Origin of the sequence: Brevibacterium yomogidense (assembly GCF_900163715.1) — a bacterium.
Taxonomy (GTDB): Bacteria; Actinomycetota; Actinomycetes; order Actinomycetales; family Brevibacteriaceae; genus Brevibacterium; species Brevibacterium yomogidense_A.
Map to the genome: position 1 here is coordinate 93,585 of NZ_FWFF01000012.1, position 16,462 is coordinate 110,046.

Here is a 16,462-nt window from a genome sequence, read left to right on the forward strand (position 1 = left end):
TCGAGCGTGCGTGCCCCGCGGATCGGCTTCTCAGCCGTGCGCGGCTCGTCGACCTGCTGGTGTCCGTGCACGGCCCCTCACCCCCGCACATGGATGCGGTCGGCAGAGGTCCGCGCGCGGCGCGCCCCCGGCGGGTGCACCGGCAGCGGCGGAATCTGCTCCGCCGGGTGCCACGAGGGCTTGGGCGGGATGTACGGAAGCATGGTCGTCGGTTCTGCTGCCGAAGCCTCGAGCTCCACCGCCGAGGCCCCGGTCACCTGCCCCGGCACGCGCGCTCCCAGCGCGGATGCCTCTTCTCGCGACTCGCGATCGCCGGCGCGACCGCCGTTCGCCTCGCGACCGCCGTTCGCCTCGCGCTGGGACTCGACCCAGGCGGTGAAGCGCTCGTCCCCGTGCGCGAGCAGGTCGTGCGGTGCACCGTCGACGAGGATCCGTCCCTCCTCGATCCACACGACCCGGTCCACGTCGAGCGCGGTCGCCGCGTCGTGCGTGATGAACAGAGTGGTGCGCCCGCGGGTGAGGCTGTCCAACGCATCGCGCACAGCCTGGGCGGAGGACGGGTCCAGCCCGGTGGTCGCCTCGTCGAGGACCACGACGGGGGCATCGCGCAGGATGGCGCGTGCGATCGCGATCCGCTGGCGCTGGCCGCCGGAGAGCGTCCCGCCGCGCTCACCCACGACGGTGTCGTACCCGTCGGGCATCCGGGTGATGAAGTCGTCCGCGGACGCCGCGCGCGCTGCGGCGACGATCTCCGCGTCATCCGCGTCGAGCCGGCCGAAGCGGATGTTGTCGCGGATCGTGCCGGAGAACAGCACGGTGTCCTGCGGGACGTACGCCATGTGCGAGCGCACGGATTCGAGAGTGAGGGTGCGCAGGTCCGTCCCGTCGAGCTCGACACGACCGTCGACGGGGTCGAGCAGCCGCAGAGCCAGCATCGCGAGCGTCGACTTGCCCGCGCCGGACGGACCGACCACGGCGACCGACTGGCCGGCGGGGATCTCCAGATCGAGCCCCCGCAGCACCTGCGGAGCGGCGGCCTCTGCCACGGATCCATCTGCGCCGCCGTCAGCGGAGTCGCCGTCACTGGAGTCGTCGGGGATGCCGTAGCCGGCGTGGACTCCGGTGAAGCGCAGGCGCCCCTCGGTCTGACCCAGTTCGCGGGAGCCCGGAGCGGAACGGATCTCGAGCGGCACGTCGAGCAGGTCGGCCACCCGTTCGCCCGATGCCGTCGCCCGTGCGATGCGGCCCGTGTACTTCGCGAGGTCGCGCAGCGGCTTCATCGCGGTCTTGAGGTAGGTGAGGAAGATGACCAGGTCGCCCGGCGTCATCGCACCCTGCGTGACGCGCCAGCCGCCCCCGGCGAGCACGAGTGCGGTCGCCACACCGACGATGACATCGGTGCGGCGCTCCAGTCCGGCCGCCAGGCGCTTCGCCTGCACGCCCTCCTTGAGGGTCTTCGCGTTGGATCCGGCGAAGCGTCCGGAGACCTCGTCCTCGAGTCCGTAGGCGTGGACCACATCGGATGCGCCCAGCGACTCCTGGGCGATGTCCGCGAGCTGGCCCTCGCCTCGCCGCGTCTTCCGCGCTGCCTGCGTGATCTTCCCCGTCGAACCGCGGGACAGCAGCGCGTAGGACGCGCATGCGAGCACGACCACGAGCGCGAGCAGCGGGTCGAGGATCGCCATGACGATGCCCATCGCGAGGAGCGTGATGATGTTCGCGAACAGCGGCAGTCCCGCCGTCACGGCGACGTCCTGGAGCTTGCCGACGTCGCCGACGAGCCGCTGGACGACATCACCGCGGCGCGACCGGCGCTGCCGGACGATCGACATCCGCTGGACATGGCTGAACACGCGGGCGCGCAGCTGCGTGGCGATGCGCGATCCGGCGAGCGCGAACGCGACCGTCGCGAGGTAGTTGGTGAGCGCCCGCATCCCGATGATGACGATGACGGCGGCACCGCACGCCAGGAGCAGACCCGTGGTCGCCTCGGCGGCCCCCTCGAGGTCCGCGCCGAGCTGCGCGGAGACCGCATCGACGACGAACTTCACCGGCCAGGGCTCCAGCACGCGGAAGACGACCTCGAAGAGGAGCGCGACGACGCCGCCGGCCATGAGACCGCGGTGCCCGCGCACGTGCGGCGACACGATGCCGAGCGTGCGGCGCAGCGCGTGGCTGTCGACGCGGCCTGTCGATCCCTTGCTGGTCATGCCGGCACCCGTGCTGTGTTCGGCGGCTCCAGGACCCCGATCTCCACGCCCTCGAGGACTGCGTCCACGACGCGGTTCCAGTCGTGGCGCTCGACAGCCAGTCGGCGAGCGCGGCGGGACATATCCTGACGCGTCGGCCGGTCCGCGGTCAGCGTGTCGAGGACACTGCCGAGCGCCCCTGCGTCCGACGGTGGGACCAGGATCCCCGCACCGGTGCCGTCGAGCACCTGCGGGATCTGTCCGATCGCGGATGCGACGACCGGCAGCCCCACGGCGAGGTACTCGTAGACCTTGAGCGGGGAGAAGTAGGAGTCCGAGGCAGCCGCCAGCGGGTACGGCGCGACGGCGACGTCACTGTCCGCGAGCAGATCCGGGACCTGCTCCGGGGTGACGGCGCCCGTGAACTCGACTCGGCCCGCTGTGTGCGCGGGCAGCTGCGCCACGCGGGCGCGCAGCTCCTCGCCCTGCGGGCCGTCGCCGACGATGCGCAGCCGCCAGTCGCCGGACGATTCCGCGAGCGCGTCCAGCAGCACATCGGTCCCGTGCCACGGCTTGAGGGTGCCGACGAACACGACACGCACGGGTGCGGTCGCCGATGCTGTGGTCGCAGGTGCTGATGCCGCGGTCGCTGGTGCTGATGCCGCGGTGGCTGGCTCCACGGTCGGTGATGCTGGAGCTGCTGCCGCCGCAGTCTCGGCTTCCGCCCGCGGGCGCAGCCGGCGCGTGTTCACACCGTTCGGCGCGACGACGATCGACGAACCGCGCACGGCGTCGCCTGCCGTGCTCCGCACCCAGTCCGCGACGGGCTCGGACACGCACGCGATGCGGGTCGCAGCCGAAGCCTGGGTGCGCAGTGCAGTGAGTGCCGCGTCGCCGTCGACGAGCTCGCGGTGCTCCCGCTGCTCGTCGATGAGCGGAGCGTTGACCTCGAGGACGCCGGGAACCCCTTCAGCGGCGGCCCGCGCGAGCACGTCGGAGAAGAGCGAGTATCGCTCGTAGACGAGGTCCGTGCCATCGGCCAGCACGCGGTGCGCGATCTCCTGGGCCGCATCGGCCTGCGCACGCTCGCGCTCGGCGGTGGCGCCGGATCCCACCGGCACGTCCACGACACGGAGGTCGGCGAGGTCCGCGGGCGGTTCGGCCTTCCCCCGCCGGGCGGCGTAGACGGTGACGTCCGCGCCGCGGTCGCGCAGGACGCGCACGACCTCCTGGATGTGGACGGTGGCGCCCTTCGTGCCGAACACCGGGATCCCCGGATCGACGCACACGTACGCGACCCGCTTGCCCCGCAGATCCGGCACCGGGCCGGTCACGGGCGCATCCGCCGAGGCCGAGGCTGGGGTGGCTGCCGACGCTGCGGACTCTGCCGACGCTGCGGTCTTAGCCGGACTCGCCTGTTCCCGCGCGTGGAGGCTCGCGGTGTCGGCGGCCGTCAGGGCATCTGTGGGCGCACCGTCCTCGAGGCTCATGAGGGTGCGTCCCTGTCGCGCCGAATCGAAGCGCGCCTCGATGAGCGCCCTCGCCCGACGGGCGATCTCCACCCGGTCGAAAGCAGGATCCGCCAGGCGGGTGAGGGCGCGGACGAGTCCGTCGAGGTCGCCGGGTGCGTGGAGCAGCCCCGTGTCCTCATCGCGCACCGCTTCGGGGATGCCCGTGACGGTGGAGGCGACGCAGGGGACGCCGACCGCCATCGCCTCGAGCAGGACGGTCGGCAGCCCGTCCGCGTTGCCATCGGCACCGACGACGCACGGCGAGGCGAAGACGTCCGCGTCCCGCAGCAGGTCGACGATCTCGGACTGCGTCATGGCACCCAGGAGGGTGACGATGTCGCCGACCCCGGCCTCGGCGATCCTCGCGGCGAGGTCCTCGCGCTGGTCGCCGTCGCCCGCGATCCGCACCCGGACGGCGATCCCCGCGTCCCGCAGACGGCCGGCGGCGGTGATGAGGTCTGCGAAGCCCTTCTTCTCGACGAGTCGACCGACTCCGACGATCTGCAGGGGTGTCCCCCGGTCGATGCGGCGGGGAGCTCGATAGGGGAAACGATCGAGCTCGAGGCCGTTGTAGACCAGGTGGACGCGGTCGGCCGCCTCCGGTGCGAGCCGGGCCAGATGCGCGAGGTTGTACGACGAGATCGTCACGGTGTGGTGCGCGCGTCGCAGGAGGAGACGGAGGCGGTCGGGGTCGACCGAGTCGTGGAAGAGATCCTTCGCATGGGTCGTGACGGAGAACGTCACGCCCGCCAGCAGCGCGGCGAGTTCCGCGGTCTGGCCCGCGAGGGAGCCGAAGTGGCCGTGGAGGTGCGTGATGCCGCGGCGATGCAGCTCGAGTGCGATCCACACGGCCTGGTGCACGTCGTCGGCGGGGTACTCGGTGAGTTCCGGCAGGAGCTCAGCCCAGCGCTGTGCGAATCCGGGCAGCTGCGCGGTGGCCTCGCCGATGATCTCCCAGCCCTCCGACATCTTCCGCGGGCGCGGCACGAAGTGGACCGGGGCCTTCACGCGGGCGAGCTCCGGGTGGAACCGCACGTCCGTCGTGGGGCGCAGCGCGAAGATGTCGAGCGAGTCCCCCGCTGCCTCCCGGGCGAGGATCTCCGTGACGATGAAGGTCTCCGAGAAGCGCGGGTAGACCTTGACGACGTAGGCGGTGCGCCGATCAGCTGCGGTGCGCCGTTCAGCTGCAGCGGGTCGTTCAGCCTGCATGGGCGGCCTCCATTCGGTCTCCGCCCTGAGCACGTGAGCCGGTGGCGGGTGCGGGTGTGGATGCGAGTGCGGGTGCTGAGCGCGACGAGCCGAGGCGAGCTGTGACGGCGCGGGACAGGCTCCGCACCCGCGTCGACTCCCCCGTGGCGAGGCCGGCCGCGAACTCGACGACGCGGGCCAGTCCGTCGAGGCGCAGGGCACCTCGGGCGGTGATCTGGCGGTCTCGTACGGTGCCGCCGTCGGCGACTGCGGAGGCGATCCACTCTCCGATCGTCTCGGGGCTCAGCCGTGCAGGGGTGCACCAGTCGAGGGAGCCCTGCGTTCCCAGTCCGCGCGCCCTGATGAGCTGCTCCGTGCGGGGCTCCACCCGCGGGCAGACGAGCATGGGAGTGTCGGTGGCCAGCGCCTCGGTCACGGTGTTGTACCCGCCCATCCCGATGAGGGCGTCCGCCGTGCGGATGCAGGCGAGCCCGTCCGGCACCGTCGTGACGACGCGGGTGCGGGAGCCCGCGGCGACGGCGGCCGAATGGACCGCCATGCGATCGGCGGCCGGCATCTGCGGGCCGGTGACGAGGAGGTGCTCGACGCCGTCGGGCAGCGGCGCAGTCGCGGCTGCACCTGCGAGCGCGGCCCCGTCGCCGCCGCCGCCGACCATGGTGACGACGAGGGGATTCTGCGGCAGGTCGACGTCCGCCCGCGCAGGTCGATCCGCGGCGAGGAGTCCGGTGAAGCGGGTCTTGTGCACGAGCTGCGGCGGGATCTCACCGGTGGCGATCGTGTCGTGCACGGAGCGGTCGCCGTAGACCCACAGCTCGTCGTAGAGGTCGGCGACGCGGTCGACGCCCACGTGCTCCCACTCGCGCATCGCGGTGACCGGGTCGTCGAGCACCTCGCGCAGGCCCAGCACGATGCGCGCCTCCGGCTTCTGCGCGCGGAATTCGGTGAGCGGCTCGTCGAGCTCGCCGTCCGCACCGAACGGATGGCGGTCGACGACGACGAGGTGAGGTCGGAAGGTCAGCAGTGCGCCCGTGATGACGGAGGAGCGCAGTCCTCGGACCCGCTGCGGCGCGACGTCGAGCTTGCGGGGGACGTAGGAGGAGAAGGCTCGGTGCCCATGGTCCCGGCGCGCGGTGCCGGTCGGAACGGCCTCGGTCGACGACCCTGCCCCCTTCCCCTTCGAGTCCTTCGTGATGCCGGGGACCAGGAGCCAGTCCCAGCCATTGGGGAGGGGGAACTGGGCGGCATCGCTCGCGCCGGAGATGATGAGGCCGGACACCGGACGGCCGGTCGCCTTGGGCATGCCGGCGGCCAGCGCCTCGGCGATCGCAAGATTGCGCCGCGTGTGCCCCAGGCCCACGGAATCGTGGGAATAGAGCACGACTCTCAGTGCATCAGCTCCCAGTGCATCCGCATGTGTCGTGTCGTGCATCGCAGCTCCTGTGGTTCGTCCGGCCGACGGTGACTTCCGCCGCCGGTGTGTGCGCTCCACGCTAGGAAGAGGGTGTGAGACACGTGTTAGACGATCATGAGTGTTCTCTTATAGAAGACCCGTGATGCACGAATCGTTCACCGGGAAGACTCATTCACCGGCGAGCTCACCGGCACGTTCACCGGGGAGCTCACCGGCGAGTTCACCGGGGAAGCTATCCGGGAAAGCCGGCTCCGCCCTCCGGCGATGAGGCGCCGCTCGCGTCACCGAACACGCCCCGGCGGTCCTAGGCTGTTCCCATGCAGACGAGTCCCACACAGACGAGCACTGGAATCCTCCGATGAGCGGCGGTCTGGTCGCACTCCTCGACGACGTCGCCGCGATGGCTCGGCTGGCGGCGGCGAGTGTGGACGACATCGCCGCAGGCGCTGCGAAGGCGGGGGCGAAGGCCGCCGGCGTGGTCATCGACGACGCGGCCGTCACTCCGCAGTATGTGACCGGGGTGAAGCCGGCGCGCGAGCTCCCGATGATCTGGCGGATCACGAAGGGCTCGCTCCGGAACAAGCTCCTCATCATCGTGCCGATCCTCCTGGTGCTCAGCACGTTCCTGCCGCAGGTCCTCACGCCGCTGCTCATGCTGGGAGGCGCCTATCTGTCATACGAGGGCGCGCACAAGGTGTGGGAGAAGCTGCGGGGCAACCACGCGGAGCGGACCGAGGAGCCCACTCAGGTGAAGGGCAAGGAGGCCGAGGACACCGTCGTGCGCGGTGCGATCACCACCGACTTCATCCTCAGCTGCGAGATCATGGTCATCTCCCTCAATGAAGTCGCGGCCCAGACGCTGCTGACGCGCGCGATCATCCTCGTGGTCGTGGCGATCGGCATTACCGTGCTCGTCTACGGCGCGGTGGCGATCATCGTGAAGATGGACGACGTGGGCCTCGCGATGACGCAGCGTCCGCGCGCCGCGGCGCAGCGCGTGGGGCGCGCACTCGTGGCGGGAATGCCCCACGTGCTCGACGCCCTGGCGATCGTGGGGACCTTCGCCATGCTGTGGGTGGGCGGCCACATCGTGCTCGTCGGCATGTCCGACCTGGGCTTCTCCCTGCCGTACGACCTCGTCCACTCCCTCGAGGTCCCCGTCGCGGGGATCGCCGCGGTGGGCGGGCTGCTCGCCTGGCTGATCAACACCCTGTGCTCGATGGTGCTGGGCTTCCTCGTGGGCTCACTGGTGCTCGGCGTCGTGAGTCTCACGCCATGGGGCAAGAAGGGGCACTGAGAACGGGTGAGCCTGGGTGGGCTGTGCCTCACTGAGCACGGGCGGACCCGAGTGAGCAGGAGCACTGAGCTCGAGTGAGCCGAGCCACTGAGACACGTATGCATGTTTGCTAATATGTAGGTCTCGGATGTTCGCCCTGCAGGAGGATGACGCTCGTGACCCACAGTCACTCGCATGACCACGGCGCCGCCCACAGCAATCGCACGCGCCTGGCCGTCGCCTTCGGGATCACCGTGGCCGTCCTCGTCGCGCAGGCGGTCGGTGCGGTGCTCACCGGGTCGCTCGCCCTGCTCGTCGACACCGCGCACATGCTCACCGATGCGGGCGGACTGCTCATGGCGCTCATCGCCGCGCAGCTCATGCTGCGTCCCGCATCGGCGAAGCACACGTGGGGCATGCGGCGCGCGGAGGTCCTCGCCGCCGCCCTGCAGTCCCTCCTCCTCCTGGCGGTCGGCACCTACGCGGTCATCATCGCCGCCCAGCGCCTGTTCGACCCGCCCGAGGTCCCCGCCGGCAGCCTGCTGGTCTTCGGCATCATTGGGCTGGCCGGCAACATCGCGTCGCTCGTCGTCCTCCTGGGCGGGCGGAACTCCAACCTCAACCTCCGCGCGGCGTTCCTGGAGGTGCTCAACGATGCGCTCGGCTCTGTCGCGGTCATCGTGAGCGCGATCATCCTGGCGACGACGGGGTGGGCGCAGGTCGACACACTCGCGGGCCTCCTCATCGCCGCACTCATCGTCCCGCGCGCGTTCCTGATCCTCCGCAGCTCCGTGCGGATCCTCATGGAGGCGGTGCCGTCGGGGCTCGACCTCGAAGACGTGAGGGGCCACCTGCTCGAGAACACGCACGTGCAGGGCATCCACGACCTGCACGTGTCGCAGATCGGGACGGGCCTCCCCGTGCTGACGGCCCACGTCGAAGTCGATCCGGACTGCTTCACCGCCGGCCACACCGAGGCGATCCTCGAGGACCTGCGCGCATGCGTACGCGATCACTTCGAGGAGAGCATCGAGCACACCACCTTCCAGCTGGAGCCATCTGACTGCAGCGAAGACGAGCCCCTGCCCCACACGTAGCTCCGGGCAGGCCGCGGCCGATTGGCCGCCTGCGTGCTCCGGACTCCACTGTCCGCACCGGCGAACGACACACGCAGGCGGCGAATCGAGGGGACCGGGCCCCACACGCCCCTCGACCCTGTCGCACTGCGAGCCGGTCTGCTCCGCAGCGGAATAGTGCTCGCCGTCCACCCGTTCTGGAAGGTGGACATCGCTCTGCAACGAAAGGATCCGCACATGGCTGACGCAAGCACTCCTCTCACTGGGAAGAAGGTCGCTTTCCTCCTCACGCGCGGCGTCGAGCAGGTGGAGCTCACCAGCCCGCGCGCAGCATTGGACGAGGCAGGAGCGACGACTGCGATCGTGTCGCCGTCGAAGGACACGCTGCAGGCGATGGAGGGCGACTGGACCCACGCGGAGTCGTTCCCCGTGGATGTGCCGGTGGAGCAGGCGTCCGTCGCTGACTACGACGCTCTGGTCCTGCCCGGCGGCACGCTCAACGCCGACGCGCTGCGCACGAACGCGGAGGCCGTCGCGCTCGTGAAGGCCTTCTTCGACGCGGACAAGACCGTCGCGGCGATCTGCCACGCACCCTGGATACTCGCCGAGGCCGGAGTCGCGAAGGATCGCCGCCTCACGTCGTTCACGTCGACGAAGGTCGACCTCGAGAACGCGGGGGCCCGCTGGGTGGACGAGGAGGTCGTCGTCGACGGCAACCTCATCACGTCCCGGAACCCCGGCGACCTCGACGCGTTCAACGCAGCGATCCGCGAGGCGCTGGCCTGAACGACGCCCCGACAGCGCTGCACGAGTTCGCACCGGCCACGAGGGAATGGTTCGAGGACACCTTCGACCGCCCCACGCCGGTGCAGCTCGGTACGTGGCGCGCCGTCGCCGGTGGGGAGCACGCACTCGTCGTCGCCCCCACCGGCTCCGGCAAGACCCTCGCCGCGTTCCTCCATGCGATCGACCGGCTCGCGAGCGAGAAGCGCGCAGCCGCCGGTACTCGCGTCCTCTACGTCTCCCCCGTCAAGGCCCTGGCCGCCGATGTGCGGAAGAACCTCGAGGCGCCGCTCGCCGGGATCGCCGCACGACAGGCTGATGCCGACCGCGACTCCGGTGCCGGAACAGACCCCGGCACCTCCCCCAGCTCCGGCTCCGGGACTGCCGACGACCTCGGCCCCGGTGACTCCCGCACCACCGTCAGCGTGGGGATGCGCACGGGGGACACCCCTCCGGCGGAGCGCGCACGGCTGGTGCGCAGACCGCCGGACATCCTCGTGACGACGCCGGAGTCGCTCTACCTCATGCTCACGTCACGGGCGCGAGACACTCTGCGCACCGTCGACACCGTCATCGTCGACGAGGTGCACGCGGTCGCAGGCACGAAGCGCGGGTCGCACCTCTCCCTCTCGCTGGAGCGCCTCGACGATCTGCTCGAGCGACCCGCTCGGCGGATCGGGCTGTCCGCGACGGTCAGTCCGCTCGACACCGTCGCCGCGTTCCTCGGCGGGTCGGCGCCGGTCACGATCGTGCAGCCGGCCGCCGAGAGGGTCCCCGACATGCGCATCGTCGTGCCCGTTCCGGACCTCGACGACATCGCAGGAGCAGGGAGCGGCGACGCCACCGCCCACGCGAGCGCTGCCGGCGACGAGAGGACCGGCTCGATCTGGCCGCACATCGAGGCGAGCGTCCTCGACTCCGTGCTCGCCCACCGATCGACGATCGTCTTCGTGAACTCCCGCGGTCTCGCGGAGAAGCTCACAGCGCAGCTCAACGCGCTCCACGCCGATCGTCTCGACGCCGCCCATCCCGAGGTCCTGCACTCCGCGACCGGACCGACGACGAACCGCTCCACACGCCGGCACGGTGCTGCGTCAGAGGACGGTCCTGCGTCTGACGAGCCCGCCATCACTGCTCCCGGGGAGTCCACCGTCATCGCGCGGTCCCACCATGGCTCCGTGTCGAAGGAGCAGCGGAAACTCGTGGAGGACGACCTGAAGTCGGGGTCCCTGCGCTGCGTCGTCGCGACGTCCAGCCTGGAGCTGGGCATCGACATGGGCGATGTCGACCTCGTCATCCAGATCGCCGCGCCACCGGACGTGGCGAGCGGCCTCCAGAGGGTCGGGCGGGCGAACCACCGAGTGGGGGCGACGGCCTCGGGCCTCGTCTTCCCGCGGACCCGGCGCGATCTCCTCGAGTCTGCCGTGATCGTCGAGCGGATGGAGCGCGGCCTGCTGGAACCGCTCTCGCCTCCGGCGAACCCCCTCGACGTGCTCGCGCAGCACACGGTCTCTGCGACGGCGCTCGAGGACGTGGAGCTGGATGCGTGGTGGGCGACGGTCCGCCGGGCCCACCCTTTCCGGCGCCTCAGCCGCGCGTCCTTCGAATCGGTGATCGGCATGCTCGCCGGCCGCTGGTCGTCCGAGGCATTCACCGATATGCGTCCGCGCCTCGTGTGGGACCGGGACGCGGACACTCTGACGGCCCGCTCCGGTGCCCAGCGCCTCGCCACGACCAATGCCGGCACGATCCCCGACCGCGGCGCGTACTCCGTGGTCCTCCCCGAAGGCGCCGAGGCCGCGGGCGCCCGGCGGGTCGGCGAGCTCGACGAGGAGATGGTCCACGAATCACGGGTGGGCGACGTCATCACCCTGGGTGCGGGATCGTGGCTGGTCCAGGAGATCTCGACGGACCGGGTGACGGTCGTGCCGGCACCGGGCCGCTCGGCTCGTCTGCCGTTCTGGCACGGGGAGGGACCGGGGCGTCCCATGGCGCTCGGCGAAGCGATCGGCGGCTTCGCGCGCGCCATCGCGGACGCCGCAGACCACCCCGGCCCGAGCCTCGGCGGACCTCCCCGTCCCGGCCCCGACCGCGTCACCTCCAATCTGCAGTCCTTCGTCTCCGCACAGCGCGACGCGACCGGTGTCGTGCCGAGCGACACCGACCTCGTGCTCGAGATCTGTCCCGAGGAGACCGGCGACCTCCGCCTCATCCTGCACTCCCCCTACGGCCGCCGCGTCCACGCCCCGTGGGCGCTGGCGATCGATGAGCGCCTGCGGGAGCGGTTCGGCGGAAGCGCAGCCGTGATGGCCGCCGACGACGGCATCGTCGCGCGGATCCCCGCCGAGGACGCGGACGGGACGGACATCGACCCCGCTCTGTTCGCCTTCGACCCCGATGTCCTGTCCCAGCGGGTCGAACGGCTCGTGGGCGGGTCGGCGCTCTTCGCCGCGCGGTTCCGGGAGTGCGCGGCGAGAGCGCTGCTGCTGCCGCGACGGGATCCCGGTCGGCGCACACCCCTCTGGCAGCAGCGACTGCGGGCGGGCCGCCTCCTCGAGGCAGTGGCCGAGTTCCCCGACTTCCCGATCCTCATCGAGACGGCGCGCGAATGCCTCGAGGACGTCTACGACCTGGCCGGTCTGCGGCGCCTCATGGCGGGGATCCGCGAGGAGTCCGTGCGGGTGCACGTCGCGCACACGGCGGTGCCGTCGCCGTTCGCCGGAGATCTGCTGTTCGGGTACGTGGGTGAGTTCCTCTACGAGGGCGATCGTCCGCTCGCGGAGCAGCGCGCGTCCGTCCTCGCGCTCGACCCCGCGGTGCTGGCCGATCTCGTCGGCCGGGAGGACGCCGCGGAGCTGCTGGACCCCGCACTCATCGCCGAGGTCGAGGCCGAGCTCCAGCGCACCCTCCCCGACAGACGCGCCCGTGGCGTGGAGGGCGTCGCGGACCTCCTGCGCGAACTCGGACCCCTGACCGGCGCCGAGGTCGCTGCCCGGTGGGAGGTTGACGCCCGGTCGGAGGACACAGACCGGTCAGAGGACACAGGCAAGCCGGAGAACGCAGCTCGGGCGAAGACCTCGGGCCCGGCACACGCTGACGCGGTGGCGGAGGAATCCGCGGAGGCGCTCGACGCGCTGGCGGCGGCGGGCCGCGCAGTCGTCGCATCACGGACGTCCGGCGCGACTCCGCTGTGGGCCGCGGTCGAGGACGCCGGCAGGCTGCGCGCTGTCATGGGCCCCTCAGCAGTGCGTATGGGCACCTCGGCGACGGGAGCGGGTCAGCAGGATCGCTCGGATCGGAAGATCCCCGACGAGCATCTGGACTCCGGTCCCGATCCCCTGCGCGACCTGGTCGTGCGCCGTGCTCGCACCTGCGGAGTCGTCACGGCGGACGACCTCGCGGAGCGGTTCGCAGTGGGGCACGCACTCGTCCTCCCCCTCCTCGAGCGACTGGACGGCGAGGGCGTCCTCATCGCGACCGCATCCGGGTGGATGCACACGGACGTCTTCGCCCGCGTGCGGCGGCGGGGACTCCAGGCAGCGCGCGCGGCCACGCGTCCGGTGCCTGCCCGCGCCTACGCACGGCTGCTCGCGGAACGGCATGCTCTCGGCGGGCGGAGGCACGGGACCTCGGGACTGGTCCGCGCACTCGAGCAGCTGTCCGGTGCCGCGCTGCCCGCCTCTCTGTGGGAATCTCAGATCCTCACCGCCCGCGTCGGGGACTTCTCGCCTCATCTGCTGGACGACCTCGTCGCCGCCCGCGAGGTCGTCTGGACACCTGCCGATGCATCCGCTGACACGGCGCCGGATCCGCTCATCGCTCTGCCCCTCGCTGAACTGGCGGACGAATCCCCTCACGCAGACGACGGCTCCGACCTGTCAGAGCTGCAAAGGGCCATCCTCGACGTCCTCGCCGCCGGCGGTGCCTGGACGGCCGAGGAGATCAGCGCGCGAGCGACCGCGCAGTCGCCGGCCCCACCTCCGGCCCATTCGCCAGCTGTGCCCCCGACCCCCGACGGGTTGCGCACGGCACTGTGGGGGCTGGCCCGCCGAGGTCTCGTGACGACGGATTCCCTCGCACCCGTGCGGGGCGCGGCGGACGCGGCGCCTGCAGGGGGCCGGGAGCGCAGCGTGCGGGGGCTCAGAGCCGGTGGTTCCGCCGGTTCTGCCAACCGGCGGTCGCGGGGTCGCTCGGGCCGGACCCGCGGCACCGGGCGGAGGCCGCGACTCCGGGAGGTGGGGGCAGACAGCGAGCTGTTCGGCTCGTCGTATGGGTCGGCGTACCGGTCACTGGCGCCGACTGCGGTGGACATGCCCGACCCCCGCGTGCGAGGCCGCTGGACCGCTGCGGCCGTCGACCGGATGGGGCCGACGGAGAGGGCGCTCGGCCTGGTCGAAGCGCTGCTCGATCGCTACGGTGTGGTCAGCCGCGACGCCGCCGTCGCCGAGGCCGTTCCCGGCGGATTCTCCGTCGTCCACCGCATCTGCGCACGCCTGGAGGAGGCAGGTCATGTGGTCCGCGGTCACTTCGTCGACGGCCTCGGTGGAGCACAGTTCGCGGAACCGTCCACGGTGGATCGGCTCCGCGACCTCGCGTCGTCGAGCGCCGTGGGTTCAGTGCGGTCTGCGGGTTCAGTGCTTCCACCGAGTCCAGCGGGCGCAGCACCCTCGGGCGGTCCCGTCGTCGTCTCCGCCGTCGATCCCGCGAATCCGTACGGTCGGATGCTGCCCTGGCCACCGGGAACAGGCGAGGGCAGCCGGCCGGACGATCCCGGTGTCACGCGTCCGTCGAGGTCAGCGGGAGCACTCGTCGTGCTGGACGACGGGGAGGTGCGCGCGTGGCTCTCACGCGGCGGCCGCACCCTCCTCACGTTCGCGAGTGCCGACGAGGCACGGACGCCACGGGCGGAGGCAGACGCTCCGGACACGGCACGCACGGCAGACGCGGCGAACGATTCCATCACCGACGAGACGCGACAGCACGCGGAGGCACTCGTGGCCTTCCTCCGACGCTCCGGTGCCGCCGATCTCACGCTGGAGACCATCGACGGGGTCTCCACCTACCGGCATTCCTGGTCGACGGCGCTGCAGGATGCTGGCCTGTCCGTCACACCGCGAGGGCTCCGCTTCCACCGTCGCGCGTAGGTGTTCTGCGCCGCCGTCGCGCGTGGGTGTTCGGCGGAACGAGCTCGATGAGCGCTGCAGCCACTTGCCGTCGACCGGTACCGTGAGCTGCATGACTGCAGGACCTCCACGAGCGTCGCGGGACTTCTCCGATCCCGTCCCGCCTGCGAGCCCCGTCGCTCCGTCGACGCACTTCCTCGAGAGGCTGCAGGCGGACTCCGATGCAGCACAGGCGACGGCTCACCATCCGGGTTCAGAGTTCACCGGGGCGAGCTCCGACCTGCACGCACGGCTCGAAGCACACATCGAGTCCGTGCGCGCCGAACTCGTGGATCTCATGCTCGATCTGGCGGAGCATCCGGAGACCGCGTTCCAGGAGCACCGGTCCGCGCGGGCGATCGTCGATGTCCTCGCTCGCCACGGAGTCGAGGCGCAGTTGGGTGTCCATGGACTGGAGACGGCGATCCGCGCCGAGATCAACCCGTGTGCCTCTGCCACCTCCGGGAATGCGAGAGCAACGCATGCGATCGGAGCAAAGCCTCCGGTCGTCGCTGTGCTCTCCGAGTACGACGCGCTGCCCGAGATAGGTCACGGGTGCGGGCACAATGTCATCGCCGTCATGGGCCTCGGCGGGTTCCTGGGGTTGAAGATGCTGGCCGACGAGGACCCGGAGGCCGTTCCCGGTCGTGTGGTGTTCCTCGGAACGCCGGCTGAGGAGGGCCATACCGGCAAGGAGCACATGGCGCAGGAGGGTGCGTTCGATGAGATCGACGTCGCCGTCATGGCACATGGGTACGGCCATGACCTCGCCGACCAGCTGTGGTTGGGCAGGCGCACACTCACCGTCGACTTCCACGGTCATACCGCCCATGCGTCCGCGCAGCCGTTCATGGGGCGCAATGCGCTCGATGCCGCTTCCCTCATGTATCAGGGGCTGGGCCTCCTGCGTCAGCAGATGCCGCCCACCGACCGGATCCATGCAGTGATCACGTCGGGCGGTGACAGAGCGAGCGTCATCCCCGACCTCGCGCGCGTCGAGATGTACGTGCGTTCCCCTGCCCCGGAGACGCTGCGCGACCTCTCCTCCCGGGTCGACGATGTGGCCCGCGGGGCCGCTCTCATGACCGGGTGCGGTGTGACTATCAGGTGGGATGAGCACCCTCCGTCACTCTCCGTCCGCTCGAACGAGGCACTCACCGGCAGGTGGGTGGAGGCACAGCGCGGCCGTGGCCGTGATCCGCTGCCGCGAGGAGTCGTATCCGAGACTCTCGCTGCGTCGACGGACTTCGGGAACGTGAGTCACAGGCTCCCGGGGATGCACCCCCTCATCAAGATCAGCGATTCGGCGGTCGCCCTGCACACTCGAGAGTTCGCGGATGCCGCGACGTCGGACCTTGCGAGAGCGGCAGCGGCAGACGGTGCATACGGCCTCGCGGCAACACTCCTGGACGTACTCCACGACGACGAGCTCGCCGCGGCTGTCGCGGAGGAGTTCGACAGGACCGGTGGGGCGATCGACGTGCCGAGCTACTTCGACTGAGGGCCCACCCCTGCCCTGGACGTCAGAACGGGGGTGGCACCTCGTCGGGCACGTCGGGCACGTCGGACGTCTCAGATTCCTCCGGTGCTTGAACCGTGGTGAACAAGTCCGGGCCCTCGAAGTCCTCCCCCACCGGCGCCCGATCCAACCACTCCGCCCGTGCCACCAACACCTCCGGGTCAGGAGGATCCAACCCCGCTGCCAACGGCGGCGGGCTCGTCGACGCGGTCTGCCCCATCGGCAGCACCCACGCCACTTCATTCCTGCCCAGACGCTGCAACCGGATGATGCCCTGAGTCTTCAACTCATGATGGTGCTTACACATCGCATGCAGGTTCTCCATC

General features: G+C 71.0%; 8 protein-coding genes and 1 pseudogene. 5 read left to right on the forward strand and 4 right to left on the reverse strand.

What is annotated here, in order from left to right; all coding sequences use genetic code 11:
• Window positions 1–77 precede the first annotated feature (77 nt).
• The 3 genes from FM105_RS07250 to FM105_RS07260 are packed head-to-tail and all read right to left on the reverse strand — an operon-like array spanning window position 78 to window position 6,338.
• Window positions 78–2,210, reverse strand: a complete 2,133-nt coding sequence (locus FM105_RS07250) for an ABC transporter ATP-binding protein (RefSeq protein WP_087006778.1) — start codon at window positions 2,208–2,210, stop codon at window positions 78–80.
• Window positions 2,207–4,909, reverse strand: a complete 2,703-nt coding sequence (locus tag FM105_RS07255; RefSeq protein WP_087006780.1) for a glycosyltransferase — start codon at window positions 4,907–4,909, stop codon at window positions 2,207–2,209. Before FM105_RS07255 ends, FM105_RS07250 begins: the two co-directional genes overlap by 4 nt.
• Window positions 4,899–6,338 (reverse strand): glycosyltransferase family protein, encoded by a 1,440-nt coding sequence (locus tag FM105_RS07260; protein ID WP_087006782.1) that lies wholly within the window; start codon window positions 6,336–6,338, stop codon window positions 4,899–4,901. The genes FM105_RS07255 and FM105_RS07260 overlap by 11 nt, the downstream gene beginning before the upstream one ends.
• A gap of 340 nt (window positions 6,339–6,678) precedes the next feature.
• Here FM105_RS07260 and FM105_RS07265 point away from each other — a divergent pair, with 340 nt between their 5' ends.
• From FM105_RS07265 to FM105_RS07285, 5 genes are all read left to right on the forward strand, one after another.
• Complete coding sequence (locus FM105_RS07265) at window positions 6,679–7,617, forward strand: DUF808 domain-containing protein (protein WP_087006784.1); 939 nt, start codon at window positions 6,679–6,681, stop codon at window positions 7,615–7,617.
• 146 nt (window positions 7,618–7,763) lie between these two features.
• Window positions 7,764–8,693, forward strand: a complete 930-nt coding sequence (locus tag FM105_RS07270) for a cation diffusion facilitator family transporter (protein WP_087006786.1) — start codon at window positions 7,764–7,766, stop codon at window positions 8,691–8,693.
• A gap of 216 nt (window positions 8,694–8,909) precedes the next feature.
• Window positions 8,910–9,458, forward strand: a complete 549-nt coding sequence (locus FM105_RS07275) for a type 1 glutamine amidotransferase domain-containing protein (protein ID WP_087006788.1) — start codon at window positions 8,910–8,912, stop codon at window positions 9,456–9,458.
• An 80-nt stretch (window positions 9,459–9,538) separates the two neighbouring features.
• Window positions 9,539–14,599, forward strand: coding sequence for an Lhr family helicase (locus tag FM105_RS07280; protein WP_256970284.1), 5,061 nt, complete (start codon window positions 9,539–9,541; stop codon window positions 14,597–14,599).
• Between the two features lie 91 nt (window positions 14,600–14,690).
• Entirely contained in the window at window positions 14,691–16,118 is a 1,428-nt protein-coding gene (locus FM105_RS07285; protein WP_087006792.1) for a M20 family metallopeptidase, read from the forward strand.
• A gap of 22 nt (window positions 16,119–16,140) precedes the next feature.
• On the opposite strand, the pseudogene FM105_RS14675 reads toward FM105_RS07285, so the two are convergent.
• Window positions 16,141–16,462, reverse strand: a pseudogene (locus tag FM105_RS14675) (hypothetical protein); the annotation flags it as partial.

What these genes read in the sequence shown, in the direction of transcription:
- FM105_RS07270 (WP_087006786.1), top strand. Translation starts at nt 7,764, where the DNA reads ATGACGCTCGTGACCCACAGTCACTCGCATGACCACGGCGCCGCCCAC.
- FM105_RS07260 (WP_087006782.1), bottom strand. Translation starts at nt 6,338, where the DNA reads ATGCACGACACGACACATGCGGATGCACTGGGAGCTGATGCACTGAGA.
- FM105_RS07265 (WP_087006784.1), top strand. Translation starts at nt 6,679, where the DNA reads ATGAGCGGCGGTCTGGTCGCACTCCTCGACGACGTCGCCGCGATGGCT.
- FM105_RS07255 (WP_087006780.1), bottom strand. Translation starts at nt 4,909, where the DNA reads ATGCAGGCTGAACGACCCGCTGCAGCTGAACGGCGCACCGCAGCTGAT.
- FM105_RS07250 (WP_087006778.1), bottom strand. Translation starts at nt 2,210, where the DNA reads ATGACCAGCAAGGGATCGACAGGCCGCGTCGACAGCCACGCGCTGCGC.
- FM105_RS07285 (WP_087006792.1), top strand. Translation starts at nt 14,691, where the DNA reads ATGACTGCAGGACCTCCACGAGCGTCGCGGGACTTCTCCGATCCCGTC.
- FM105_RS07275 (WP_087006788.1), top strand. Translation starts at nt 8,910, where the DNA reads ATGGCTGACGCAAGCACTCCTCTCACTGGGAAGAAGGTCGCTTTCCTC.